The 22,158-nt window shown below is 67.3% G+C and carries 25 protein-coding genes and 1 other RNA gene; 15 read left to right on the plus strand and 11 right to left on the minus strand.

The genetic code is table 11. The annotated features are described in order from the left end of the window. Positions 1-70: 70 nt before the first annotated feature. From ACQR50_RS15710 to mutS, 3 genes are read left to right on the plus strand one after another with little or no spacing between them, the layout of a single operon-like run. Positions 71-250 carry an antitoxin gene (locus ACQR50_RS15710; protein ID WP_428969025.1) on the plus strand — a complete coding sequence of 60 codons (180 nt, stop codon included), beginning with the start codon at positions 71-73 and terminating at the stop codon, positions 248-250. Then, complete coding sequence (locus ACQR50_RS15715) at positions 238-513, plus strand: type II toxin-antitoxin system RelE/ParE family toxin (protein ID WP_428969026.1); 276 nt, start codon at positions 238-240, stop codon at positions 511-513. Before ACQR50_RS15710 ends, ACQR50_RS15715 begins: the two co-directional genes overlap by 13 nt. A gap of 28 nt (positions 514-541) precedes the next feature. After that, positions 542-3,112, plus strand: coding sequence for a DNA mismatch repair protein MutS (gene mutS, locus ACQR50_RS15720; RefSeq protein WP_428970723.1), 2,571 nt, complete (start codon positions 542-544; stop codon positions 3,110-3,112). A 336-nt stretch (positions 3,113-3,448) separates the two neighbouring features. Here mutS and ssrA read toward each other — a convergent pair. Beyond that, positions 3,449-3,798: a transfer-messenger RNA gene (ssrA, locus tag ACQR50_RS15725) on the minus strand. A gap of 37 nt (positions 3,799-3,835) precedes the next feature. On the opposite strand from ssrA, the gene ACQR50_RS15730 reads away from it, so the two are divergent. After that, a complete protein-coding gene (locus ACQR50_RS15730) occupies positions 3,836-4,267 on the plus strand; it encodes an RrF2 family transcriptional regulator (RefSeq protein ID WP_056433595.1) in 432 nt (143 codons plus the stop codon). Between the two features lie 169 nt (positions 4,268-4,436). On the opposite strand, the gene mscL is transcribed toward ACQR50_RS15730, so the two are convergent. Then, positions 4,437-4,889: a large conductance mechanosensitive channel protein MscL gene (gene mscL / locus ACQR50_RS15735; RefSeq protein WP_428969027.1), complete on the minus strand. Its 453-nt coding sequence runs from the start codon at positions 4,887-4,889 to the stop codon at positions 4,437-4,439. Positions 4,890-4,997: 108 nt separating this feature from the next. Between mscL and ACQR50_RS15740 the strand changes: the two genes are divergently transcribed. Genes ACQR50_RS15740 through ACQR50_RS15755 form a run of 4 tightly spaced genes read left to right on the plus strand, consistent with a single transcriptional unit; the run spans position 4,998 to position 7,701 of the window. Further along, the gene (locus ACQR50_RS15740) at positions 4,998-5,591 is read left to right on the plus strand and encodes a LemA family protein (protein ID WP_428969028.1); all 594 of its coding nucleotides are present in this window, start codon (positions 4,998-5,000) and stop codon (positions 5,589-5,591) included. 10 nt (positions 5,592-5,601) lie between these two features. Beyond that, positions 5,602-6,504 carry a TPM domain-containing protein gene (locus tag ACQR50_RS15745; RefSeq protein WP_428969029.1) on the plus strand — a complete coding sequence of 301 codons (903 nt, stop codon included), beginning with the start codon at positions 5,602-5,604 and terminating at the stop codon, positions 6,502-6,504. Position 6,505: 1 nt separating this feature from the next. After that, positions 6,506-7,171: a TPM domain-containing protein gene (locus ACQR50_RS15750; RefSeq protein WP_428969030.1), complete on the plus strand. Its 666-nt coding sequence runs from the start codon at positions 6,506-6,508 to the stop codon at positions 7,169-7,171. Further along, positions 7,168-7,701, plus strand: coding sequence for an NUDIX hydrolase (locus ACQR50_RS15755; RefSeq protein ID WP_428969031.1), 534 nt, complete (start codon positions 7,168-7,170; stop codon positions 7,699-7,701). Before ACQR50_RS15750 ends, ACQR50_RS15755 begins: the two co-directional genes overlap by 4 nt. A gap of 442 nt (positions 7,702-8,143) precedes the next feature. Here the strand turns inward: ACQR50_RS15755 and ACQR50_RS15760 are convergent, their stop codons facing one another. The 3 genes from ACQR50_RS15760 to ACQR50_RS15770 all read right to left on the minus strand — a co-directional run bounded on the left by ACQR50_RS15760 (position 8,144) and on the right by ACQR50_RS15770 (position 12,196). Then, positions 8,144-8,425 carry an ETC complex I subunit gene (locus ACQR50_RS15760; protein WP_042491340.1) on the minus strand — a complete coding sequence of 94 codons (282 nt, stop codon included), beginning with the start codon at positions 8,423-8,425 and terminating at the stop codon, positions 8,144-8,146. A 12-nt stretch (positions 8,426-8,437) separates the two neighbouring features. After that, the gene (hrpB, locus tag ACQR50_RS15765) at positions 8,438-10,888 is read right to left on the minus strand and encodes an ATP-dependent helicase HrpB (protein WP_428969032.1); all 2,451 of its coding nucleotides are present in this window, start codon (positions 10,886-10,888) and stop codon (positions 8,438-8,440) included. 297 nt (positions 10,889-11,185) lie between these two features. Then, positions 11,186-12,196 carry a polyprenyl synthetase family protein gene (locus ACQR50_RS15770; RefSeq protein ID WP_058746568.1) on the minus strand — a complete coding sequence of 337 codons (1,011 nt, stop codon included), beginning with the start codon at positions 12,194-12,196 and terminating at the stop codon, positions 11,186-11,188. Between the two features lie 110 nt (positions 12,197-12,306). On the opposite strand from ACQR50_RS15770, the gene ACQR50_RS15775 reads away from it, so the two are divergent. Then, positions 12,307-12,585, plus strand: coding sequence for a chorismate mutase (locus ACQR50_RS15775; protein WP_056433511.1), 279 nt, complete (start codon positions 12,307-12,309; stop codon positions 12,583-12,585). Beyond that, a complete protein-coding gene (locus ACQR50_RS15780; RefSeq protein ID WP_428969033.1) occupies positions 12,585-13,256 on the plus strand; it encodes a thymidylate kinase in 672 nt (223 codons plus the stop codon). Before ACQR50_RS15775 ends, ACQR50_RS15780 begins: the two co-directional genes overlap by 1 nt. A 447-nt stretch (positions 13,257-13,703) precedes the next feature. Here the strand turns inward: ACQR50_RS15780 and ACQR50_RS15785 are convergent, their stop codons facing one another. The 3 genes from ACQR50_RS15785 to ACQR50_RS15795 all read right to left on the minus strand — a co-directional run bounded on the left by ACQR50_RS15785 (position 13,704) and on the right by ACQR50_RS15795 (position 15,031). Continuing rightward, a complete protein-coding gene (locus ACQR50_RS15785) occupies positions 13,704-14,297 on the minus strand; it encodes an NADPH-dependent FMN reductase (protein WP_428969034.1) in 594 nt (197 codons plus the stop codon). Positions 14,298-14,577: 280 nt separating this feature from the next. Then, positions 14,578-14,763: a hypothetical protein gene (locus ACQR50_RS15790; protein ID WP_056433505.1), complete on the minus strand. Its 186-nt coding sequence runs from the start codon at positions 14,761-14,763 to the stop codon at positions 14,578-14,580. A gap of 58 nt (positions 14,764-14,821) precedes the next feature. Beyond that, the gene (locus ACQR50_RS15795; RefSeq protein ID WP_056433501.1) at positions 14,822-15,031 is read right to left on the minus strand and encodes a cold-shock protein; all 210 of its coding nucleotides are present in this window, start codon (positions 15,029-15,031) and stop codon (positions 14,822-14,824) included. 312 nt (positions 15,032-15,343) lie between these two features. Here ACQR50_RS15795 and ACQR50_RS15800 point away from each other — a divergent pair, with 312 nt between their 5' ends. The 4 genes from ACQR50_RS15800 (at position 15,344) to nusG (ending at position 18,691) form a co-directional block, all read left to right on the plus strand. After that, a complete protein-coding gene (locus ACQR50_RS15800; protein WP_428969035.1) occupies positions 15,344-17,389 on the plus strand; it encodes a carbon starvation CstA family protein in 2,046 nt (681 codons plus the stop codon). Continuing rightward, positions 17,386-17,568, plus strand: a complete 183-nt coding sequence (locus ACQR50_RS15805; RefSeq protein ID WP_428969036.1) for a YbdD/YjiX family protein — start codon at positions 17,386-17,388, stop codon at positions 17,566-17,568. Before ACQR50_RS15800 ends, ACQR50_RS15805 begins: the two co-directional genes overlap by 4 nt. Positions 17,569-17,946: 378 nt before the next feature. Further along, positions 17,947-18,144, plus strand: coding sequence for a preprotein translocase subunit SecE (gene secE / locus ACQR50_RS15810; protein ID WP_056433493.1), 198 nt, complete (start codon positions 17,947-17,949; stop codon positions 18,142-18,144). Positions 18,145-18,154: 10 nt separating this feature from the next. After that, the gene (gene nusG / locus ACQR50_RS15815; protein WP_042491307.1) at positions 18,155-18,691 is read left to right on the plus strand and encodes a transcription termination/antitermination protein NusG; all 537 of its coding nucleotides are present in this window, start codon (positions 18,155-18,157) and stop codon (positions 18,689-18,691) included. Between the two features lie 260 nt (positions 18,692-18,951). Here the strand turns inward: nusG and ACQR50_RS15820 are convergent, their stop codons facing one another. Genes ACQR50_RS15820 through ACQR50_RS15830 form a run of 3 tightly spaced genes read right to left on the minus strand, consistent with a single transcriptional unit; the run spans position 18,952 to position 21,479 of the window. Then, entirely contained in the window at positions 18,952-19,539 is a 588-nt protein-coding gene (locus ACQR50_RS15820; protein ID WP_428969037.1) for a hypothetical protein, read from the minus strand. Then, positions 19,536-20,699, minus strand: a complete 1,164-nt coding sequence (locus ACQR50_RS15825) for a M48 family metalloprotease (protein ID WP_428969038.1) — start codon at positions 20,697-20,699, stop codon at positions 19,536-19,538. The genes ACQR50_RS15820 and ACQR50_RS15825 overlap by 4 nt, the downstream gene beginning before the upstream one ends. Before the next feature lie 12 nt (positions 20,700-20,711). Further along, on the minus strand, positions 20,712-21,479 hold the full coding sequence (locus ACQR50_RS15830; protein WP_428969039.1) for a hypothetical protein: 768 nt from the start codon (positions 21,477-21,479) through the stop codon (positions 20,712-20,714). Between the two features lie 244 nt (positions 21,480-21,723). Between ACQR50_RS15830 and rplK the strand changes: the two genes are divergently transcribed. Further along, positions 21,724-22,155, plus strand: a complete 432-nt coding sequence (gene rplK / locus ACQR50_RS15835; RefSeq protein ID WP_007407063.1) for a 50S ribosomal protein L11 — start codon at positions 21,724-21,726, stop codon at positions 22,153-22,155. Positions 22,156-22,158 lie beyond the last annotated feature (3 nt).

Raw genomic sequence — 22,158 nt, forward strand, 5'->3', positions numbered from 1 at the left:
CTGACAACCCTGTCACGCAGCCCTTTTGCCGCCCTAGGCAAGGCCAGCCATCAGCCTTATAAGTTCATCTATGGAGCATGAGCCCGGCATTTTCGAGCAGCGCGACGAGGCGGCGGAACTGGCCGCCGACGAACGCGCGCTTGTGGATTTTCGGGCCGGCCGTTTCGTGCCGCATGAGAAGATGGCCGAATGGCTGAAGACCTGGGGTACGCCCGATCGCAAGCCCCTGCCCCGCGAATGGCTCAAATAAGCTGGTCGATCCAGGCCTCGCTGCAACTCGCCGCGATCGTCGATTATCTCGAAGAATTCGATCCCTCCGCAGCCCGGCGATTGGGCGTGCGTTTGATGGAGCTTGCCGATTCCCTCCGGAAATTTCCCGATCGCGGCCGACCGATTACGCAGGGTCGTCGCGAGATGGTGACGGTCCGCCCCAATATTCTACGTTATGTCCATGAGGGCGATACGGTGGCGATCCTCGGTATCCGCCATGCCGCCCAACTCTCCGAAGATTGAAGAAGTGCCGATGACCACCCCCACCCCGATGATGGCGCAATATCTGGCGCTGAAGGCCGAGGCCGAGGATTGCCTGCTCTTCTACCGGATGGGCGATTTCTTCGAGTTGTTCTTCGACGATGCGCGCATCGCCTCGGGCGTGCTCGACATCGCGCTGACCTCGCGCGGGGAGCATGAAGGCGAGAAGATCCCGATGTGCGGGGTGCCGGTCCATGCCGCGACCGCCTATCTGCAGCGCCTGATCAAGGCCGGGCACCGCGTCGCCATCGCCGAGCAGACCGAGACGCCCGCCGAGGCCAAGGCACGCGGCGGGTCCAAGGCGCTGGTCGCGCGTGGAATCGTGCGGGTTGTCACCGCAGGCACGCTGACCGAAGAGGCGCTGCTCGATGCCAAGTGCGACAATTGGTGCGTCGCGATCGGTGAGGCGGGCGGCGCGGTGGCGCTGGCCGCCGCCGACATCTCGACCGGGCGGTTCGTCGTGATCGACGTGAAGGCCGACGCCCTAGGGGCCGAACTCGCCCGCCTGGCCGCCGCCGAAGTGGTCGCCGCCGAGAATGCGGGCCATGCCGGTGCCGCGACGACGTTGCGCCCCTCTTCGACCTTTGACAGCGGTAGCGGCGAGGACCGGCTGAAGCGGCTTTACGGCGTCGCCACGCTGGACGGGTTCGGCCAGTTCAGCCGTGCCGGGCTGTCGGCGGCGGGCGGACTGGTCGCCTATCTCGACCATACCGCCAAGGGGGCCCTGCCCTTCCTCCGTCCGCCCGTGCTGTCGCAGGCGGCGGGTGCGATGGCGATCGACGCGGCGACGCGCGAGAGCCTGGAGCTGACCCAGACTGCCAACGGCCAGCGCAAGGGCTCGCTGCTCGATGCGGTCGACCGGACGGTGACGGGCGCGGGCGCGCGGGCGCTGGCGGGGGATATCGGCGCACCGCTGATGGACCGCGATGCGATCGAGGCGCGGCTCGATCTGGTACAGCATTTCCATGACGATGCCGCGCTTCGCGAGCGTTTGCGCGCGGCCTTGCGGGCGCTGCCCGATATCGGCCGCGCCATCGGCCGGATCGCGGCGGGGCGGGGGTCCCCGCGCGATCTGGGGCAGTTGCGGGATGGTCTCGACGGGGCCTGGGCGCTGTCCGAGCAACTGACCGACGGCCCTCCCCTGCTGCGCGAGACGACGCCCCGTTTGCGCGGCCATGGCGCCCTGATCGACCTGCTCCGCCGCGCGCTCGTCCCCTCGCCGCCGATCGAGGCGAGCGAGGGCGGCTATATCGCGGCGGGCTATGACGTGGCGCTCGACGATCTGCGCGATGCGGGTGCGGGCGGACGCCGCGCCATCGCCGCGCTGGAGGCGGAATTCCGCCAGAAGACCGGCATCGCCGCGCTGAAGATCCGTCACAATGGCGTGCTCGGCTATCATGTCGAAGTTCCTGCGCGTTCGGCCGATGCGCTGATGAAGCCCGAGTCGGGCTTTACCCATCGCCAGACTCTGGCGGGCGTGGTCCGCTTCAACACGCCCGAGTTGCATGAGGTCGCCAGCAAGGTCGCGCAGGCAGGCGCCCATGCGCTGGCCGCCGAGGCCGCGCATCTGGAGGAGCTGACCGCCGCCGCGCTCGCCTCGCGCGAAGGAATTGCCGCGACGGCGGATGCGCTCGCCCGGCTGGACGTCGCGAGCGGCCTTGCGGAACGTGCGGTGGAGGGCGGCTGGGTCCGGCCCGAACTGGTCGACCATGCCTGTTTCGACGTGACGGGCGGGCGTCATCCGGTGGTCGAGGCGGCGGTGGCGCGCTCCGGCGAGCGGTTCGTCGCCAATGACTGTTCGCTGTCGGAAGGCTCGCGGCTCTGGCTCGTCACCGGCCCGAACATGGGCGGCAAGTCGACCTTTTTGCGCCAGAACGCGCTGATCGCGGTGCTGGCGCAGGCCGGGTCCTACGTCCCCGCCGCCCGTGCCAAGATCGGACTGGTCGACCGGCTGTTCAGCCGGGTCGGCGCGTCGGACAATCTTGCGCGTGGGCGCTCGACCTTCATGGTCGAAATGGTCGAGACGGCCGCAATCCTGGCACAGGCTGGCCCACGCAGCTTCGTGATCCTCGACGAAGTGGGGCGCGGCACCTCGACCTATGACGGCCTGGCGATCGCCTGGGCGGTGGTGGAGGCGATCCATGAGGATAATCGCTGCCGCTGCCTGTTTGCGACCCACTATCACGAGCTGACCCGGCTGGCCGAGCGGTGCGAGGCGCTGTCGCTCCACCATGTCCGCGCGCGCGAGTGGAAGGGCGAACTGGTCCTGCTGCACGAGGTTTCGGAAGGGCCGGCCGATCGCTCCTACGGTCTGGCGGTCGCACGCCTCGCTGGGATGCCGCCGACGACGGTGGCGCGCGCCAAATCAGTGCTGGCGAAGCTGGAGGCGGGCCGCGCCAAGACCGGCGGGCTGGCGGCGGGGCTGGACGACCTGCCGCTCTTTGCCGCCGCGGCGCAGATCGAGGAAGAACAGTGCGATGCGATCCGGGCGGAGGTGGAGAAGCTCGACGTCGACGCCCTGTCGCCGCGCGAGGCGCTGGATGCGCTGTACAAGCTGAAGGCGCTGGCGCGGGAGGGGTAAGTGTCTTCTCGTGCCCCGGCGGAGGCCGGGGCCCAGGCTCCACGCAGCCTAAAGCGCGCTATGATCGTGAGGGGGAGGCGATCGGTATCCCGCCTTCGATGACTCACCGCAACTGGGCCCCGGCCTCCGCCGGGGTCGAAGAAGAGTGATATCTCCCCCACCTCCGTTCAGCCTGAGCGAAGTCGAAGGCCAAGCCCCACCGCCCCGCCGCAAAGGCAGCCCAGACACGTCGACTCCGATCAGGCTGAACGGCTGCCGAAGACCGGCGATCGGCCTGCGCTCACATCAAAAACAGGAAAGTGGGGAGCTTCTGTTGCCCGGTGCTCCCCGTACCGCTGGATTCCCCTTCTGTTGCCCGGTGGGGTCCGACCGCGCTATTTTGGTGTAATGTCAGGCCGTGAGGCCCTCAATTACGCCGCAATCGCGAGTGCTTCGTTATCGTTGGCACTTGTGTATATGGGCCGTTGCGGTGGTCCCATTCCGAACGAAAACAGCGCTTTTCAACACACGTCGATCCTGGTTCGGCCCCGTCAGAAACGGTGTCCAAGTACACCACCTTTTATGGTGGAGCCGCCGGGTACTGCCCCCGGGTCCGCTGCGTCTATTACTCGCCGCAGTTTATCGTCATAGCCGGGTGAAACCCGGCAAGAGGGGATATAGGAAGCCCGGCGGCATTACGCAAATGCCTTTCGCTCGCCCCATTTTGGGTCCATGGAGGCGGCCATGTTGACCCAGCGGTCCCGTTATGCGCTGCGCGCGATGCTGTTCCTGGCGGAAATGCCGGTGGACGGGCCGCCGACCTCGATGACCCGCATCGCGGCCGAGGCCAATGTACCGCGCAAGTTCCTGGAGCTGATCCTCGCCGACCTGAAGGGCGCGCAACTGCTCGACAGCCAGCGCGGCAAGATGGGCGGTTACCGCCTCGCCCGACCCGCGCACCTGATCTCGCTGGGCGACATCATCCGCACGATCGAAGGGCCGCTGGCGCTGGTGCCGTGCGTCAGCCGGACCGCCTATCGCCCGTGCAACGACTGCAAGAGCGAGGCCGACTGCGCCATCCGCCACGCGATGATGCGCGTGCGCGACGAGACGGCACGGATTCTGGACGGTACCAGCCTTGCGGATGCGACGGCCAAGAAGCTTGCGGCGGCTTAAGCCCTTTACCCAACATCGCGCCACCCCGGCGAAGGCCGGGGTCCAGTTGCGGTGAGGCAACGGAGGCGGGGCGACGCCGCCTCCCAAGCGACGTTGCTGCGCCCCACGGGCTTGATGGCGACTGGGCCCCGGCCTCCGCCGGGGAACACCAGCCTTCCGATTTAAACGCTCAGGGACGCCGCGCGCGCAGTTCATCGCGGATTTCGCGGAGCAGCGCGACATCGGCAGGCTCCGCCTTGGGCTCGGCGGCGGCGACGGCCTTGTCCTTCTCGAATATCGCGGTCGCACGGTTCACGGTGCGGATCAGCAGGAAGATGATGAAGGCGACGATCACGAAATTGACCGCCTGCGTCACGAACGCGCCATAGCCGAGCAGCGGCACGCCCGCCTTCTTCAGCGCGGCATAATCGGTCAGCGAACCCGCATAATTGGCGGGTATCGGCCCCATGCGCACGAAATAGCTGGAGAAATCCAACCCGCCGAAGATCTTGCCGATCACCGGCATCAGCACGTCGTCGGTCAGCGATGTCACGATCTTGCTGAACGCCGCCCCGATGATGACCGCCACCGCCAGATCGAGCACATTGCCCCGCGCGATGAAGGCGCGAAATTCCTTGAGCATCGCCAACTCCCTCTATTCGATGAACTTTCAGGCTATCGTCGCTTTTGCCCTTCGCCAAGCGCCTCACGCGTCTTATATAGCCGATACAGTTGACGGAGGAATATTCGAATGCGTCGTCCCGTTCTTGCCCTGACCCCGGTCGTGATGGCCGTCGCTTTGTCCGGCTGCGGCATGAACAGCGTGCCCACGGCCGAGGAAAATGTGAACGCGAAATGGGCCGACGTTCAGGCCGCCTATCAGCGCCGCGCGAACCTCATTCCCAATCTGGAAGCCACGGTGAAGGGCGCCGCCGCCTCGGAAAAGTCGATCCTGACCGAGGTGGTCAACGCGCGCGCCAGGGCGACCTCGGTCCAGGTGTCGGGTGACGACCTGTCCGACCCCGCCAAGATGCAGCAGTTCGCGGCAGCGCAGGGCCAGCTCAGCGGCTCGCTCGGCCGCCTGCTGGCGAATGTCGAGGCCTATCCGAACCTGAAGAGCCAGGACAATTTCCAGACGTTCATGAGCCAGCTAGAGGGCACCGAGAACCGCATCAACATCGCGATCGGCGATTACAACAAGGCGGTGCAGGCCTATAATACCCGCATCCGCACCTTCCCCGACGCGATCGGTGCCAAGGTGTTCTACGGCGCCAAGCCCAAGACCCCCTATCAGGCGACCACGCCGGGCGCCGAGAATGCGCCCAAGGTGAATTTCGGCGCCTGATCGTATCCTCATGCCCCGGCTCACCCGGTTGTTTCGCCCGGTCCTCGGGCTATGGCTGATCCTCTGCGCCGTCCCCGTGATGGCGCAGAGTTTTCCCAAGTTCGACGGGCTGGTCGTCGATGCGGCGGGCAAGATCGACCCCGCGACCAAGGCGCAGTTAGAGGCGAAGCTGGAGTCCCTGCAAAAGGATACCGGCCGCCAGCTGGTGGTCGCGACGATCCCCGACCTGCAGGGCTATCCGATTGAGGATTATGGCTATCGGCTGGGTCGGGCCTGGGGCGTCGGCCTGAAGGACGCGAACAACGGTGCGATCCTGTTCGTCGCGCCCAATGAAGGCAAGGGCCAGCGCGGCCCCCGGCTGGAGGTCGGGCGCGGGCTGGAGCCGATCCTGACCGACGCTTGGTCGTCGCAGATGATCCGCACGCTGATGATCCCGCGCCTTCGGGAATCGAGCGACATATCGGGTGCCCTGAATGCGGGCGCGGATGCGGTCATCGCCCAGCTTCGCGCCTCGCCCGAGGAAGCCCAGGCCAAGGTGGCCGAGGCCGCCAAGCAGTTCGACCGCGAGCATCGCCGCGGCGGCAGCGATTCCAACGGCTTTCCGATCGTCATCATATTGGTGATCTTCATCGGCGGCTTCGTCCTGTTGTCGATCCTGCGCCGCAGACAGGGCCAGCGTTTCCACGACGACGACGATGACGATCGTGGTGGCGGCGGCGGGCGTCGCGGCGGCGGGGGCTGGCCCATCATCCTCTGGGGTCCCGGCTGGGGCAGCGGCGGCGGATCGGGCGGCGGCTGGAGTTCGGGCGGCGGCTCGTCCGGCGGCGGCAGCGACGGTTCGTGGTTCGGCGGCGGCTTTACCGGCGGCGGCGGGGGCGATTTCGGCGGCGGCGGCGCATCGGGGGATTGGTGAGATGTTGAGCGAAGCCGATAGCGATCTGGTCACCGCCGCCGTCGCGCGCGCGGAGGCCACGACCGACGCCGAGATCGTCACCATCGTCGCCCCCCGATCGGACGAGTATCGTGACATCGCCTTGTGGTATGCGGCGGCCGCGATGCTGCTGGTGCCGCTGTTTGCTGCGCTCTTCCCCGATCTGGGGTTGAAGCTGCTCGCACTGGTCCATGACGCGTGGAGCGCGCCGGGCGAGGACCTGATCCTGGGCGTGCTGATGCTCGCGCAGATTCTGGTGTTCGGGATGGTTTACGCGCTGCTAGGCCCCGTCGCGCGCCGCATCGCGCTGGTGCCCAAGAGCATCCGCCATGCCCGCGTGCGCGCCCGCGCCGTCCTGCTGTTCCGCGTTTCGGCCGAGCGACGGACCGATAGTCGCTACGGCGTTCTGCTCTACCTCTCCGAGGACGAGCATATGGCCGAGATCGTCGCCGACTCCGGACTGACCGGCAAGGTCGGGCCGGAAACCTGGGGCCGGGCGATGGCGGTGATGCTGCCGCATGTCGCCAAGGGCCATGTCGGCGAAGGGCTGAGCGCGGCGGTCGAGCGCATCGGGCTTGTGCTGGCGACACATTTCCCCAAGACGGCGGCAGACACCAACGAACTGCCGGACAGACCGATCTCGCTATGACCGATCCCCGTATGGACGCCCCCCTCGAAACCCTGGCCGAGGGACGTTTCCTGGCGCTGCGCAAGCGCGGCACCTGGGAATATGCCGACCGACCGCGCGACATCCGCGCCGCCGTCATCCTGGCGATCGAGGACGGCCATATCCTGCTGGTCGAGCAATTCCGCATTCCGCTGGGCGTGACCTGTCTGGAAATGCCCGCCGGTCTGATCGGGGACGAGACCGAGGGCGAAGCGGTGCTCGATGGCGCCGCGCGCGAGCTGGAAGAGGAAACCGGCTATCGCCCCGCCCGGATCGAGGCGCTGGGGGAATTCTGTTCCTCGCCGGGCATGACGTCGGAGCGTTTCACCCTGGTCCGGGCCACCGGGCTGGTGAAGGTCGGCGAAGGCGGTGGCGATTCGGACGAGCAGATCGTCGTTCACCGGGTGAAGCTGTCCGAGGTTTCCGCCTTCATCGCCGAGCGCCGCGCGGCGGGCGTGGCGATCGATGCCAAGCTGCTCTTGCTTTTGGGTGGCGGCATTCTGGGCTTTTGAATTCGCGCGAAGCCGCGAAGACGATTTATCGCGCGGAGACGCGGAGGCGCGGAGGCGCGGAGATGTCGTATTCGCGGCAGCGAAATATCTCTTCAACCGGCCGTTTGTCATGCGCGCCCGATGCCCCCAGACACGCCACCTCTGCGCTCTCTGCGCCTTTGCGCGAACCAATTCACAAATTCTTCGCGTCATCGCGGCTTCGCGCGAACACATGGTGACACGCCGGAACCGACGGGCAGATGCCAAGAAACTTTGTTCGCGCAGAGGCGCAGAGAGGATGGGGGCGCGGAAGCGACATACCGCTCTAATCAGCCGGTTATGAAGCGATCCCGATGCCGCCGGGGGAGACACCTCCGCGTCTCCGCGTCTCCGCGCGAACCGACATTCTCAAGCGCTGCGCGCGAAAGAAAAGCGCCCCGGCCTCGACCGGAGCGCTTGAAGATCAGCGGAAATTGTCGGCGTAGCTTTGCAGCTTCAGCGTCTTTTGCGGCGTCGGCACGACATGATGGTCGAGCCCTTCGCGCTGGCAATAGGCGATCGCCTCTTCCAGCGTCGCGAAGGTCAGGCGGACCTGTTCCTGCGTGTCGCCGCTGCCGGCCCAGCCGGTCAGGGGATCGGGCTTTTTCGCCTCGGTCGGTTCGAATTCGAGTTGCCAGCGATCGGTCCGGTACTTGCCGGATTGCATCGCGTTCTTGGGGCGCTGGAAGATGCGAGCAGTGGCCATAATTCTTGTCCCTTATCGCGAACCGGCGGCTCTTGCATCCGCCTTTTTCGTGCGCAGTGTCGCGGACGCCGCCGCGGGCGCGTCGGGCCAGGGATGGCGGGGGTAGCGGCCGCGCATTTCCTTGGCCACCGCGCTCCAGCTGCCCGCCCAGAAACCGGGCAGGTCGCGCGTCGTCTGGATCGGCCGCCCGGCGGGTGAGGTGAGGCTGAGGACCAGCGGCACGCGCTCGGTCCCGATCACCGGATGCTCGGCAAGGCCGAACAACGCCTGCACGCGCAATTCGACGCGCGGCCCACCTTCGGCTGCGTAATCAATCGCATGGCTACTGCCCGCCGGGCTGGTGAAGTGCGACGGCGCCATCGAATCGATCCGGCGTTGGTCGTTCCAGTCGACCAGATTGCGGATCGCCTCGGTCAGCGCGCCCGGTGCCAGCGCATCCAGCCGTCGCTTGCCCGCGACCAATGCGGGCAGCCAGTCGTCCAGCCGTTCGAGCAGCGTCTCGTCGTCCAGCGCCACCCCGGCATAGGCCGCCCGCGCCCGGTAAGCCCCCGCCCCGTCGCTCCAGGGCAGCAGCGACAGGCCATGCGTCCGCACCCCCTCGACCAGCGCCGCGGCGATGGCGTCGGGTGACGCGCCCGAATCGGGGCCGCTCGACAGGCGAAGCCCGCCCAGCCGCCGTTCGCGCAACGCCTCGACGCCGCCCGTGGCCAGGTTGAAGGTGACGGTCCGCCGCGTCTCGATCCGATCGGCGAACAGCACCTCGACGGTGGCGAGGTCGAGCGGCGCGGCGGACAGGATGCGTGCGCCCGAGGCCCCGCCTTGCGTCTCGCCCACCGCCAGCCATTCCGAACTCGCCAGCCCAGAGGCGGGATCGAGCCGGAAGCCCCTGCCCCCCACACTCGCCCAATTCTCGCCCGTCCCGTCACGCCGCCGCGCCACCCGGTCGGGATAGGCGAGCGCGAGGCAGACGCCCGCCGCATGGTCCCAAGCCTCCTGCTCGACCGGCTTGGGGGCGAGGCCGGTCCAGCGTTTCGCCATCGCCCTCGCCGCTTCCGCCTTGGGGCCACGCTCGCTCCCCCAGCGACGCAGGCGCTGTTCGACATCGACATCCTGCCCGCCGATGCCACGCTCGCCGAGCAGCACCGCGACCTCGGCGGCGGTCGACGCCAGCCCGCGCTCGCCGCTGCGGATCAGCATATGCGCCAGGCGCGGCGGCATCGGCAGTTTGGCGATCGCCTTGCCATGCGCGGTCGGGCGGCCGGTTTCGTCCAGCGCCTCCAGCACGGTGAGGCGGGCGCGGGCTTCCGCAACGGCCGCCTCGGGCGGCGGGTCGAGCCATGGGAGCGCGCGCGGATCGCTCACGCCCCAGAGCGCGGTGCCGAGCAGCAGCGCCGACAGGTCCGCCTCCAGGATCTCGGGCGGATCGAAACGTGGCAGGCCCGCCGTCGCGGCTTCTTCCCACAGGCGATAGGCGACACCCGGCGACTGGCGCGCGGCGCGGCCCGCGCGCTGGATGACGGCGGCCTGGCTGGCGCGTTCGGTGACGAGGCGGGTCATCCCCGCCGCGCGGTCGTAGCGGGGGCGGCGGGCCAGCCCCGAATCGACGACGATCCGCACGCCATCCAGCGTCAGGCTGGTTTCCGCGATGGAGGTAGCCAGCACGATCCGCCGCCGCCCCTCCGGATCGCGCCGGATCGCCGCGCGCTGAGCCGCCGGGTCGAGCGAGCCATGGAGCTCATGGATTGCGATGGCGGAGGGCAGGTTCGCCAGCCGTTCAGCGGTGCGCGCGATCTCGGCGGTGCCGGGCAGGAAGGCGAGGATGTCGCCCTCCGCTTCGTCCTGCAACGCGCGGCGGATGGCGGCGGCGACCGAATCCTCGATCCGCGCTTCGGCGGCGCGGCCGAGATGGTGCAGGGTCAGCGGATGGCTGCGCCCCTCGCTCTCGATGACCGGGGCATCACCCATCAGGCTGGAGAAACGGCGGCCGTCGAGCGTCGCCGACATGGCGACCAGCCGCAGGTCGGGGCGCAGGCCCGCTTGGGCATCCAGCGCCAGCGCCAGGCCGAAATCGCCGTCGAGGCTGCGCTCATGCACTTCGTCGAACAGCACCGCCGACACGCCCACCAGTTCGGGATCGGCCTGGATGCGCGCGACGAAGATGCCTTCGGTGACGACGGTCACGCGGGTCGCGGCGCTGACCTTCGTATCCATGCGCGTCGCATAGCCGAAGGTGCGGCCGACCGGCTCCTCGGCGAGTGCGGCCATGCGCTCGGCCGCGGCGCGCGCGGCGAGGCGGCGGGGGGACAGGAGCAGGACTTCGCCGGTGCACCAAGGCTGGTCGAGAAGGGCGGGCGCGACGGCGGTGGTCTTGCCCGCGCCGGGGGGCGCGACGAGGACGGCGTTGGGGGCGTCGGCGAGCGCGGTCAGCAGGTCGGGGAGGACGGCGGTGACGGGCAGGGTCATGGGGGTGCGATACGGGGTTTGGGGAGCGGGGTGAAGGACCTGTGCCTCACCTCCGTTCAGGCCGAGCGAAGTCGAAGCCCATGCTTAGATATTCGCCGTTTCCCTTGGCCTTCGACGACGCTCAGGCTGAACGGAGGGGATGTAGTCTCAATGAAACCGTTCCCCGGCGGAGGCCGGGGCCCAGGCTCGACCAAATTCGTGGCGCGCTACTCGACGCGGGGGAGGCAAAGCGTTTCGTGCCTTCGACACTGCACGGCAACTGGGCCCCGGCCTTCGCCGGGGAACGGTTGTTTGATTTCAGTATGCCCGCGCGACGGCGAACTCGACGGCTTCGATCATCGCGCTCTTCGCCGGACCATCGGCAAAGCCGCGCAGCGCTTCGATCGCCAGCCCGCCATAATGGCGCGCGCGGGCCATCGTGTCGTCGACCGCCCGGCTCTTGCGGACCAGCGCGATGGCATGGGCGAAGTCCTCGTCCGACGTGCGACGTCCCTCGACCGCGTCCTTCCAGAATGCGCGCTCTTCGTCGTTCGCCCGCGCATAGGCCAGGATCACCGGCAGGGTCATCTTGCCCTCGCGGAAGTCGTCGCCCGCATCCTTGCCCATGGTCCCTGCGTCCGACACATAGTCGATCGCATCATCGATCAGCTGGAACGCGATGCCCAGGTTCCGGCCATAGGCCTCCAGCGCCAGCTCCTCCGCCTCGGGCCGCTCGGCGACGACGGCCGCGATACGACAGGCGGCGGCGAACAAAGCAGCGGTCTTGGCGTCGATGATCGACAGATAGCGTTCCTCGGCCAGCCCCACCTGCCGCACGGCGGTCAGCTGGTTCACCTCGCCCTCCGCGATCACCGCCGAGGCGCCCGACAGGATGTTCAGCACCTTCAGGCTACCCGCATCGACCATCAGCTGGAAGGAGCGGCTGAACAGGAAGTCGCCGACCAGCACGCTGGCGGGATTGCCCCAGATGATGTTGGCGGTCCGCCGCCCGCGCCGCAGGTCGGAGCCGTCGACGACATCGTCGTGCAGCAGCGTGGCGGTGTGGATGAACTCGACCGCCGCGGCCAGGACGTGATGGCTGGTGCCCCGATAGCCCAGCAGCTGTGCGCTCGCGAGCGTCAGCATCGGGCGCATCCGCTTGCCGCCGCCCGCGATCAGATGGCCCGCCAGTTGCGGGATCAGCGGGATTTCCGACGCCATGCGGTCGATGATGACCTGGTTCACGGCGTTCATGTCGTCGGCCACCAGCCGGATCATCGGGTCCAGCGAGGGCGCGGGCTTGGCGAGGCGGGTGGCGGTTACGGTCATGGGCAGGTAAGAGCCTCTGGCGACAACGCTTGCCGAACGCAAGCCTAAGCGCGAAAGGGCCCGCGCGAATTCATGTGCGGCGCGGGCCGCCAGAGGGAGACAGACCGATCATGTCCGACACCGTGCTGACCGGCTATCGCCAGTCGATCGACAATATCGATGCCGCGCTGGTCTTCATGCTGGCCGAGCGGTTCAAGATCACCCAGGCGGTCGGACGCTATAAGGCCGAGAACGAACTGCCCCCGGCCGATCCCGGCCGCGAGGAATCGCAGATCGCCCGGTTGCGCCAGCTGGCGAGCGATGCGCAGCTGGACCCCGAATTTTCCGAAAAATTCCTGCGCTTCATCATCGACGAGGTGATCCGCCACCATGAGCGACTGCGCGGCTGATGGCGTTCCTGCTGGCGATCGAGGGCGCGGACGGCGCAGGCAAGGCAACCGCGACGGCGGCCGTCACCGAGCGGCTGAACGCCGCCGGGCTGTCGGCGGCGGCCTTGTCCTTCCCGCGCTATGCCGAGACGGTCGGCGGCTGGGCGTTGGGCGAGTATCTGGCGGGCCGCCTGCCCCATGCCGCTGCGCCCGAGACGGCGGCGACGCTCTATGCGCTCGACCGATTCGAATCGCGGCCGCACCTGATCGAACTGGCCGAAGCGCACGACGTGATCGTGTTCGACCGCTATATTGCGTCGAACATGGCCTATCAGGCGGCGCAGGTAGCGCCCGACCAGGCGCCCGCGCTGCTGCAATGGATCGAGCAGTTGGAGACGGTGCAGTTCCGCCTGCCCGCCCCGCATCTGTCGGTCTATCTCGACACGCCGCTCGACGTTGCGCGCGACCTGATCGCCCGCAAGCGCAAGCGGAGTTATACCGACGACACCTATGATGCCTATGAGGCCGATCTGGGGCTTCAGGCGCGGGTGCGCGCCAATTACGCCGCGATGGCGGACGGGGCGATGCTGGGCGAATGGGTGACGGTGTCGACCGTGGCGGGCGGTGCCTTGCGCGATCCGGCGGCGATTGCGGACGAGATCACGGCGCTGGCGACGGAACGCTTGCGCTAGCTGTTTCCCGACGACTTACTGTTCCCCGGCGAAGGCCGGGGTCCAGTTTCTAGGCGCTATCGATGTGCGCGAGGCATTGGCCTCCCACGCAACGTTTCGACGCGCCACCGGCTTGGAAGGAACTGGGCCCCGGCCTTCGCCGGGGAACGGATTTATTCAATTTCGGAACTTCGCCACTCGATCGGACGGCGGATGAGATGATTGATCTCACGCGAAGCCGCGATGCCGCGAAGAGAGAAGATTTGGTTCGCGCAGAGGCGCGGAGGACGCGGAGCTGTCGTGCTCGCCGCTCTTGCAGCCCGTCCCCCTCAAGCGATCGAAGAAAGAGAACTGCGCGCGGCCGCGCGCGATATTTCTCCGCGTCCTCCGCGCCTCCGCGCCTCCGCGCGAGATAAAACTCTTCGCGGCTTCGCGGCTTCGCGTGAACCAAAATCCCGGCCCCGCCCCTCAGTTCGACGCGCGGATCGTCCCCGCCAGCGGCGCGAAGCGGGCGACCTGTTGGCCGACGAGGCGCAACTGCCCCTCGACCGCCGGATCGCTGATCCGCCCTTCCGCGTCGAAGTGCGTCTGCTGCGTGTTCACCGCCGCCGCGAAAGGCGTCGGCCAGCCCCGCAGCGCATGGACGATCGAGCGCAGCGCCGCGATGGTCGAACCCGTCGCCTGCCAGCCATAGGCGGTGGCGATCAGCCCCACGGGCAGGTCGGCGAAATAGGGCTGGTCGTCCTTCGCCGTTTCCTCCAGCAGGTCGAGCGCGTTCTTCACCAGCCCCGAGATGCTGCCATGATAGCCGGGGCTGGCGATGATGATCGCCGACGCCTGTCGCACGGTGTCGACGAACATACGCTCCGCCTCGGTCCGCTCGCCCGCGCGCGGGTTGTAGAGCGGCAGGCGCGCCAGATCCTCGCCGCCGAAGACATGAGTACGGAACCCCTCGTCCGCCGCCGCCGTCATCGCGGTGCGCAGCGCGCGCTCGGTCGAGGAGACGCTGCCGATCGTGCCGCCGATGCCGACGACGAGCGGGGAAGAGGATGCGCTGGCCATGCCAAGCCTTTCACCCCGGACCGCGCGGCGGGGCAAGCGCTAAGTTTGTCCAGAGACCCGCCAGTCGTGTCCGAACTTTGGGGATGTCGCGCCGCTCGCCTGTCTGGCGCAGGCGCAAAAGGTGCGGCAGGGGTCCACGGGACATGGCGGCGTGGTCGCGAGCCCTATCACGAGGACGGGGCGTGTGCCCTACGGCCTAAGCGGCCCAGTCGCCGATTCACCACTAATCCGCGAGCGGGGGCAGGCGACGCTGAGCCTGGGTTACGGATTCCGCTTCGACCTATAGCGCCGCTCGCGCCGCCGCCGCCGCGCGTCCCAGTTCCGCCCGCTCGGCCCGGACGGCCATCGCGTCCCAGGAGGCGGCGGCCCGCTCGCAGCGGTCGCGGACATTCTGCAATGTCGCATCGGCGGCGTTGTTGCGCTCGATCTCGGCCTGATTGCGGAAGAAGATGGCATCGCGAGACATGGATTATCCTTTCGGGCCACAAAAAAAGCGGTAGCCGGACCGGCTACCGCTTCGACATTCAGGCGGGCTGAAGGTTGACCGCCGCCATCTTTCCGCGGCGATCCTCTTCCAGTTCATAGGTGACCCGCTGGTTCTGGTTCAGCGTGATCATCCCGGCGCGCTCGACCGCGCTGATATGGACAAAGGCGTCCGCGCCGCCGCTCTCGGGGGCAATGAAGCCGTAACCCTTGTCGGCGTTGAAGAATTTGACGGTTCCGGTGATGCTCATATTCGTTCCTTCATCATGATGGACCAGGCTGGGCCGGGTCCGGGGCCGCGGTGCAGGGAAAGAAGGAACGAGCCGCAAAGCAGAGAACCGTCGATTTGCGACTTTAGCACGGATCAATATCGGGTCCCCGCGCGCAAATGTAAGGGCCGGTGTGAAAATACTGTTTTCCTTTGCTCCCATCGACCGGGAACGCAGCTATGCGAAGCCCCCCCTCGGAAGCCCGAACTTCACCGGAATCGCCTTTCGGGACTGGCGTCGGCGGCCTGGCGGGCTAGAAGAGGGGCAAAGCAGAACGGGAGGACCGAGCGGGGCATGACGAAACACCTTCCCTGGATCGCACTGGCGATCGTCGGAGCGGGCGCGCTGGGCGTGGTCGCCACGGTACGGGGCGAACCGATCAACGCGCTGTGGATCGTGGCCGCCGCCGTCTCGGTCTATCTGATCGCCTATCGTTACTATGCGCTGTTCATCGCGCGGGTGATCGGCATCGACCCCAGCCGCCCCACCCCGGCCATCCGCCGGGCCGACGGCCTCGACTATGTGGCGACCGACCGGACGGTGCTGTTCGGCCATCACTTCGCCGCGATCGCGGGTGCCGGTCCGCTCGTCGGGCCGGTGCTGGCGGCGCAGATGGGCTATCTGCCCGGAACCTTGTGGATTTTGGCGGGCGTGGTGCTGGCCGGGGCGGTGCAGGATTTCCTCGTCCTGTTCCTGTCGATGCGACGGGACGGGCGCTCGCTGGGCGAGTTGATCCGCATGGAGATGGGCCCCGTGGCGGGCACCATCGCGCTGTTCGGCGCCTTCATGATCATGGTCATCATCCTGGCGGTGCTCGCGCTGATCGTCGTGCGGGCATTGGCCGAAAGCCCATGGGGCCTGTTCACCGTGGCCGCCACCGTGCCGCTGGCGATGCTGATGGGCGGCTATACCCGCTGGGTCCGGCCGGGGAAGATCGGCGAGGTGTCGATCATCGGTTTCATCGGCCTGATCCTCGCCATCGTCTATGGCCAGTCGATCGCCGAATCGGCGACGCTGGCGCCGCTGTTCACCTTCACGCCGGTGCAGCTCTGCTTCCTTCTGATCGGGTACGGCGCGGTCGCCTCGGTGCTGCCGGTATGGTTGCTGCTTGCGCCGCGCGACTATCTGTCGACCTTCCTCAAGATCGGCGCGATCGTGGCGCTGGCCATCGGCATCGTCGTGATGGCGCCGCCGCTGAAGATGCCCGCGCTGACCAAGTTCATCGACGGCAGCGGGCCGGTCTGGGCCGGGCCGCTCTTCCCCTTCCTGTTCATCACCATTGCGTGCGGCGCGGTGTCGGGCTTCCACGCCCTCATCGCCAGCGGCACCACGCCGAAGCTGATCGCCAGCGAGAAGGACGCACCCTTCATCGGTTACGGCGCGATGCTGATGGAAAGCGCGGTGGCGATCATGGCGTTGGTCGCGGCCTCGATCCTCGATCCGGGCGTCTATTTTGCGATGAACGCGCCCGCCGCCGTGCTGGGCACCGATCCGGCCAGCGCCGCCGCCGCCGTCACCGCGATGGGCTTTCCCATCTCCGCCGACACGCTGACCCAGGTCGCGCGTGACGTGGGCGAGCATACGATCATCAGCCGTGCGGGCGGCGCGCCGACACTGGCGGCGGCGATGGCGGAAATCTTCAGCCACCTGTTCGGCGGACAGGCGATGAAGGCCTTCTGGTATCACTTCGCCATCCTGTTCGAGGCGCTGTTCATCCTGACCGCCGTCGATGCGGGTACGCGTGCAGGAAGGTTCATGCTGCAGGACCTGATCGGCCTGGTCGTCCCCAGCTTCCGGGGATCGAGCAAGGTCGCGCCGGGCCTGATCGCGACCGGCCTGTGCGTCACGGCCTGGGGTTTCTTCCTCTATCAGGGCGTCACCGATCCGCTGGGTGGGGTGAACACGCTGTGGCCGCTGTTCGGCATCTCCAACCAGATGCTGGCCGCCGTCGCGCTGATGCTGGCGACGGTCGTGCTGTTCCGCATGAAGAAGGACCGTTATGCCTGGATCACGGTGATCCCGACCGTCTGGCTGCTCGCCTGCACGCTGACCGCCGGTTGGCTGAAGATCTTCTCGGCCGACCCGCGCGTGGGTTTCCTGGCGCATGCCGACAAGTTCGCCAGCGCCGCCGCGTCGGGCAAGGTGCTGCCGCCCGCCAAGACCATGGCGGAGATGGGACGGATCGTCTTCAACGACCGGATCGACGCCGGGCTGTGCGCGATCTTCCTGGGCGTGGTGCTGGCGATCCTGATCTATGCGGTGCGCACCTGCCTGATCGCGCGCCGTATCGACCAGCCCAGTGTGACCGAGGTCCCGCCCGAACTGATGGCCGCCGAATGAACTGGCTCGCCCGCCTGCGCCAGATCGGCAATGCGATGGTCGGGATGCCCAGCTATGACGCCTATGTGGCGCACATGGCGGTGAAACATCCCGACCGGGAGCCGATGGACGAGGTGACCTTCTTCCGCGAGCGGCAACAGGCGCGCTATGGCGGGAAGAATGGCGGGCGTTGCTGTTGATCGTTCACGCGATGACGCGAAGAAGAAGAAGGAAGGTTGGTTCGCGCGGAGGCGCGGAGGCGCGGAGGTGTTAGGCGCGGCCGACAGGCCAGACCATCCCAACGTCTGACTCATAGTCTGCCGCTTCTGAGCGCAGCCAAAGCCCCTCTGCGTCCTCCGCGCCTCTGCGCGAACAAAAAACCTTCGCGCCTTCGCGCCTTCGCGTGAACCGAAAACCCCATCCCGCCCCCACCCTTGCCTTTTACCCGAGCCACAGCTACATCGCGTTCCCATCCGAACAGCGCGGACGGACCTTTCGTCGCAGGCCCCCTGGGGCAGGCGACGGCGGACCCATGCCCCGCTGACAGTAATTTCAACGCAGGTGCGGGAACGGCACGAGTGGCGAAGACGACCCCCATCGAATTCCTCAACCAGGTCAAGACCGAGACCAAGAAGGTCGTCTGGCCGACGCGGCGCGAGACGGTGATGACCGGTGTGATGGTGGTCGTGATGACCACGATCCTGGCCATCTTCTTCCTGGCGGTCGACTCGTTCTTCGAGACGCTGGTCCGCACCCTGCTGTCGTTCGCGAAGTAAAAGGGTTCTCATGGCGCGCTGGTACATCATCCACGCTTATTCCGGTTTCGAGGGCAAGGTCCGCGACTCGATCATGGCCGAGGCGACCCGTCTGGGCCTCGACCATCTGGTCGACCAGATCGAGGTCCCGACCGAGACCGTGACCGAGGCCCGCCGCGGCAAGAAGATCGCGGTCGAGCGCAAGTTCATGCCCGGCTATGTGCTGGCCAAGCTCGACATGACCGACCAGGTCTATCACCTCGTCAAGAACACGCCGAAGGTGACCGGCTTCCTGGGCGCGATGGGCAAGCCGCAGGCGATCAGCGAGGCGGAAGCCACGCGGATGCTGAATTCCAAGGAAGAAGCCGCCGCCGCCCCGAAGCACAAGGTCAAGGTCGACTACGAGATCGGCGACGCGGTCAAGGTGCTGGAAGGCCCCTTCGCCAGCTTCAACGGCGTGGTCGAGGAACTGGATTTCGACAAGTCCAAGGTCAAGGTGTCGGTGTCGATCTTCGGTCGCGCCACCCCGGTGGAACTGGACTTCGAGCAGGTCGAACGCTCGAAGTAAGCTCGGACCATCCGACGGAAACAGGGCCGGGGCGGCGACGCCACCGGCCCTTTTCGTATTTGGGCCTATCTTTAACTCCCGCCTGCTCCCCTACCTCCGTTCAAGCTGAGCCCTTCGGCTGGCTGGCAAGCCAGCCGCTCAGAATAAAGTTCGGCGCCTTGCGCCGAAGTCGAAGCCCACGCCCGCCCCTCGCCGCCCAGCGAGTCCCGTGCACTTCGACTTCGCTCAGTGCGAACGGAGGGCTGGAAGAAACATCCCCCTTACAATTTCGCGCTGTTCGCCACCTGCCGGAACGCCGCGACCCCAGCGTCGAAATAATGCAGCCGGGGCGCCTCGAAGGTGATCAGGTACAGCTTGCCGCCGATCATCGCGCCGCGCCCCTCGCCCTTGCGCGGCAGGTCCTCGCTCGGCCGGGTGAAGCTATAGGTGAAGCGGATGCCGGGCTGCCCCGCAAAGGCCATCGGCTCCATCCCCTCCACGGTGAACAACGGCGTATTGAGCGCGATGCGATAGCTGTTCTCGACCAGCGTCGGTATGTCGGTCACCAGCATCGTCGCCTTGACGCGCGGCAGCGGCTTGGTGCGCTTGCTGACCTCGCGGAACAGCGTCTGTTCGGGTTCGATCCCGCCATAGAAGGTCAGGTCGTTCAGCGCATCGCCATCGAAGGTCCACGTCTCCGAATTGCGCCCCGGTCGCGCGCCCAGCTTGTTCCATTCGACCGAGGGCGTGACCGTCAGCACCGATTTGGCGACCGCCACGGGCTGCCCCGCCGGGATCAGCTTGTTGCCCGCCAGCACCGGCGCCGCCACCAGCGCCAGTCCGATCGCCGCGATCCTCAAAGCCTTCATTGCACGCCCCCTTCCCCGATCAACATCGCCATGGCCGCGCGGTCGCTCGCCTGCGGTGCACGCTCCAGATAGGTTTTCAATGCGGCCCGCCCCGCCGCCTCCTGCTGCCCACGCAGCAACGACAGGCCCAGCCCGCGCCAGGCGATCGGATCGGTGCAGCCCGCGTCGATCGCCTGTTGGTAGAATTGCGCCGCGCTCACCAGATCGCGGGGGTTACCGCGCTCGCGATAGAGTTCGCCGCGCGTCAGCAGCAGATCGGGCGTCCACTGGCCGGTCGCCAGCTCGCCCAGCAGATATTCCGATCCGCCGAAATCGTTGAGCTTGATCTGGTCGGCCAGGAAGCTCGCGCGCCACGGGCGCATCGCCGTCAGGAACGCGTCGCGTGCTTCGTCGCCCTGCTCTCCCCCCGTGCCCACGACCTCGCGCAGATAGGTGGCGCGGGTCAGTTCGGTCGGGTGGCTGGCGAAAAAGCCTGCGGCATAATGATGGGTGACGCGCCGCTTGCGTCCCAGCGCGGTCGCATCCTCCTCCGCCATCAGCCGCTCCCAGATGTGCGACGCGGCGAGCGGCCGATATCCGGCCGCCGTCAGATAGCGCAGGCCCATCAGATCGGCCTCGGTCTCCTGCGCGCGGTTATAGGAGAAATGCAGCCGGATCAGGCTGACCGGCAACAGGCTGTAGGGCGAGACCACCCCCGTCCAGGCGATGATGTCGCCGATCGTCCGCGCCCGGCGAAAGCTCGCCAGGCTGTGCCGCATCTCGAAATGGCCGAATTCGTGACCCAGCACGGATGCCAGTTCCGCCTCGTCGCGCAACCGCAGCAGGGCCCCGGTCCAGACCACCATCATGCCGTTGGGCGCCATGAACGCGTTGAAATAGGGCGCGCGCACCACATAGATCCGCACGCCCCGACACCGATCCCCGCCCACCGAACGGCAGAGAACCTTGGTCAGATAGGCGTTCAGCGCCGTATCGCGTACCACGGCGGGCGAGTCGCGCAGATCGCGCTCGGCCTCATCCGCCTGTTGCCACAGCCCGCGCTCGTCGACGGTCGTCGGCGTGTAGGCCGCGCCGTAAGGCGGCAGCGGGGCGAGCCTGTCGGACGCGCCTGCGCCCAGAGCCGCCCCTGCGAGCGCAGCGGCGATGATCCATCCGGCCATGATCGCCTCCCGTCAGCGTGCGGCGGTCTTGGTCGGGGCCGCCGGAGCGACCGGCGCCTCGACCGGCTTGCCCGGAAAACCCTCCAGCAATTGCGACACGCGCTTGGCCGCCCCCTCGGGCGTGCGGACATCGCCGCCCATGGCGAGATCGGCGTTCAGCCAGACCAGATCGCCGGTCTTCAGGTCGATCAGTCCGGCATAGCCCTTGTGCACGCCCGCGCTGACCCCGATACCGGCCACCCCGGCGGCGAAGACTTGCAACAGCTTACGCCCGGTCGAGCCGTAATGATCCTCGGTCGTCACGAAGAGCGCATAGTCCGCTCCCTGCACGCCCGGCAGCCTGGCCACCTCGGACCCGATAGACCACAGGAAGCTGTCGTCGCGCTTCTTGGTCGGCAGGCGATTGCCCGGAAAGAACTGATAGGTGATGACCGAATCGGCCAGCGCGGTGAACAGCGCGCGATATTCATGCGCCGTGGCCGCACCCTGCCCGACCGGCTCGACATGAGTGACGACCCGGTTGCCCAGCTTGCCTTGCGCATCGGCCAAGGCCCTGCCCAGATTCTCGCGCGCCTGATCGGTCCAGTCGGCATTGGGTTCGTACGACCCGCCGGTCGACTGCGCCCCGACCGCGATCTCAGGCCGCATCAGGACGATGGTCGCGGTACCCGGGGCCAGCGTGAAACCGGGCTTGTTGCCGGTCTTTTCCTGCGCCGCCAGCGGTGCGGCCACCAACGTCAGCGCCGCCGCACAGGCCAGCGCACCCCATCCCCGTCGCATGTGTCGAACCCCCGTTCGAGCGATGGCGGAACCGGTCGCTCCCTCGACCGAGTCGTCCATCATGAGCCCAGAGTGACATGGCCGGATCGGCCGTGACAAGCGCAATGCTGGCCTTGCCATTTCTCCCCTTTTCGGCTATCGGCCCGCGCTTCCCTAGCATCTTGCGACGGAACCCTTGCGGGAGGGTGCGCTGGCTCATGCCTCGCGTGCCCGTCACGACCGCTAGACTCGAAAAGAGAGTGACATGGCAAAGAAGATTACCGGCTATATCAAGCTGCAGGTCCCTGCAGGCGCCGCCAACCCCTCGCCGCCGATCGGCCCGGCGCTGGGTCAGCGCGGTGTGAACATCATGGAATTCTGCAAGGCGTTCAACGCGCAGACCGGTGAAGTCGAAAAGGGCACGCCCCTGCCGACCGTCATCACCGTCTATGCCGACCGTTCGTTCTCGTTCGAGACGAAGACCGCGCCTGCGACCTACCTCATCAAGAAGGCGGCCAACCTGAAGTCGGGCTCGAAGGAGCCGGGCAAGGTGTCGGCGGGCAAGATCGCGCGCTCGAAGCTCGCGGAAATCGCCCAGGTCAAGATGAAGGACCTGAACGCCAACGATATCGAGGCTGCGACCAAGATCATCGAAGGCTCCGCCCGCGCGATGGGCCTCGAAGTGGTGGAGGGCTAAGAT

It is taken from the genome of Sphingomonas sp. Xoc002 (assembly GCF_050408055.1).
Taxonomy (GTDB): Bacteria; Pseudomonadota; Alphaproteobacteria; order Sphingomonadales; family Sphingomonadaceae; genus Sphingomonas; species Sphingomonas yabuuchiae.

What these genes read in the sequence shown, in the direction of transcription:
- ACQR50_RS15775 (WP_056433511.1), top strand. Translation starts at nt 12,307, where the DNA reads ATGTCCGACACCGTGCTGACCGGCTATCGCCAGTCGATCGACAATATC.
- ACQR50_RS15745 (WP_428969029.1), top strand. Translation starts at nt 5,602, where the DNA reads ATGCCCCGGCTCACCCGGTTGTTTCGCCCGGTCCTCGGGCTATGGCTG.
- ACQR50_RS15770 (WP_058746568.1), bottom strand. Translation starts at nt 12,196, where the DNA reads ATGACCGTAACCGCCACCCGCCTCGCCAAGCCCGCGCCCTCGCTGGAC.
- hrpB (WP_428969032.1), bottom strand. Translation starts at nt 10,888, where the DNA reads ATGACCCTGCCCGTCACCGCCGTCCTCCCCGACCTGCTGACCGCGCTC.
- mscL (WP_428969027.1), bottom strand. Translation starts at nt 4,889, where the DNA reads ATGCTCAAGGAATTTCGCGCCTTCATCGCGCGGGGCAATGTGCTCGAT.
- ACQR50_RS15785 (WP_428969034.1), bottom strand. Translation starts at nt 14,297, where the DNA reads ATGGCCAGCGCATCCTCTTCCCCGCTCGTCGTCGGCATCGGCGGCACG.
- ACQR50_RS15830 (WP_428969039.1), bottom strand. Translation starts at nt 21,479, where the DNA reads ATGCGACGGGGATGGGGTGCGCTGGCCTGTGCGGCGGCGCTGACGTTG.
- ACQR50_RS15820 (WP_428969037.1), bottom strand. Translation starts at nt 19,539, where the DNA reads ATGAAGGCTTTGAGGATCGCGGCGATCGGACTGGCGCTGGTGGCGGCG.
- ACQR50_RS15715 (WP_428969026.1), top strand. Translation starts at nt 238, where the DNA reads ATGGCTCAAATAAGCTGGTCGATCCAGGCCTCGCTGCAACTCGCCGCG.
- ACQR50_RS15740 (WP_428969028.1), top strand. Translation starts at nt 4,998, where the DNA reads ATGCGTCGTCCCGTTCTTGCCCTGACCCCGGTCGTGATGGCCGTCGCT.
- ACQR50_RS15780 (WP_428969033.1), top strand. Translation starts at nt 12,585, where the DNA reads ATGGCGTTCCTGCTGGCGATCGAGGGCGCGGACGGCGCAGGCAAGGCA.
- ACQR50_RS15755 (WP_428969031.1), top strand. Translation starts at nt 7,168, where the DNA reads ATGACCGATCCCCGTATGGACGCCCCCCTCGAAACCCTGGCCGAGGGA.
- ACQR50_RS15825 (WP_428969038.1), bottom strand. Translation starts at nt 20,699, where the DNA reads ATGGCCGGATGGATCATCGCCGCTGCGCTCGCAGGGGCGGCTCTGGGC.
- ACQR50_RS15760 (WP_042491340.1), bottom strand. Translation starts at nt 8,425, where the DNA reads ATGGCCACTGCTCGCATCTTCCAGCGCCCCAAGAACGCGATGCAATCC.
- ACQR50_RS15800 (WP_428969035.1), top strand. Translation starts at nt 15,344, where the DNA reads ATGACGAAACACCTTCCCTGGATCGCACTGGCGATCGTCGGAGCGGGC.
- ACQR50_RS15790 (WP_056433505.1), bottom strand. Translation starts at nt 14,763, where the DNA reads ATGTCTCGCGATGCCATCTTCTTCCGCAATCAGGCCGAGATCGAGCGC.
- ACQR50_RS15805 (WP_428969036.1), top strand. Translation starts at nt 17,386, where the DNA reads ATGAACTGGCTCGCCCGCCTGCGCCAGATCGGCAATGCGATGGTCGGG.
- ACQR50_RS15750 (WP_428969030.1), top strand. Translation starts at nt 6,506, where the DNA reads ATGTTGAGCGAAGCCGATAGCGATCTGGTCACCGCCGCCGTCGCGCGC.
- ACQR50_RS15710 (WP_428969025.1), top strand. Translation starts at nt 71, where the DNA reads ATGGAGCATGAGCCCGGCATTTTCGAGCAGCGCGACGAGGCGGCGGAA.
- ACQR50_RS15795 (WP_056433501.1), bottom strand. Translation starts at nt 15,031, where the DNA reads ATGAGCATCACCGGAACCGTCAAATTCTTCAACGCCGACAAGGGTTAC.
- mutS (WP_428970723.1), top strand. Translation starts at nt 542, where the DNA reads ATGATGGCGCAATATCTGGCGCTGAAGGCCGAGGCCGAGGATTGCCTG.
- nusG (WP_042491307.1), top strand. Translation starts at nt 18,155, where the DNA reads ATGGCGCGCTGGTACATCATCCACGCTTATTCCGGTTTCGAGGGCAAG.
- rplK (WP_007407063.1), top strand. Translation starts at nt 21,724, where the DNA reads ATGGCAAAGAAGATTACCGGCTATATCAAGCTGCAGGTCCCTGCAGGC.
- ACQR50_RS15730 (WP_056433595.1), top strand. Translation starts at nt 3,836, where the DNA reads ATGTTGACCCAGCGGTCCCGTTATGCGCTGCGCGCGATGCTGTTCCTG.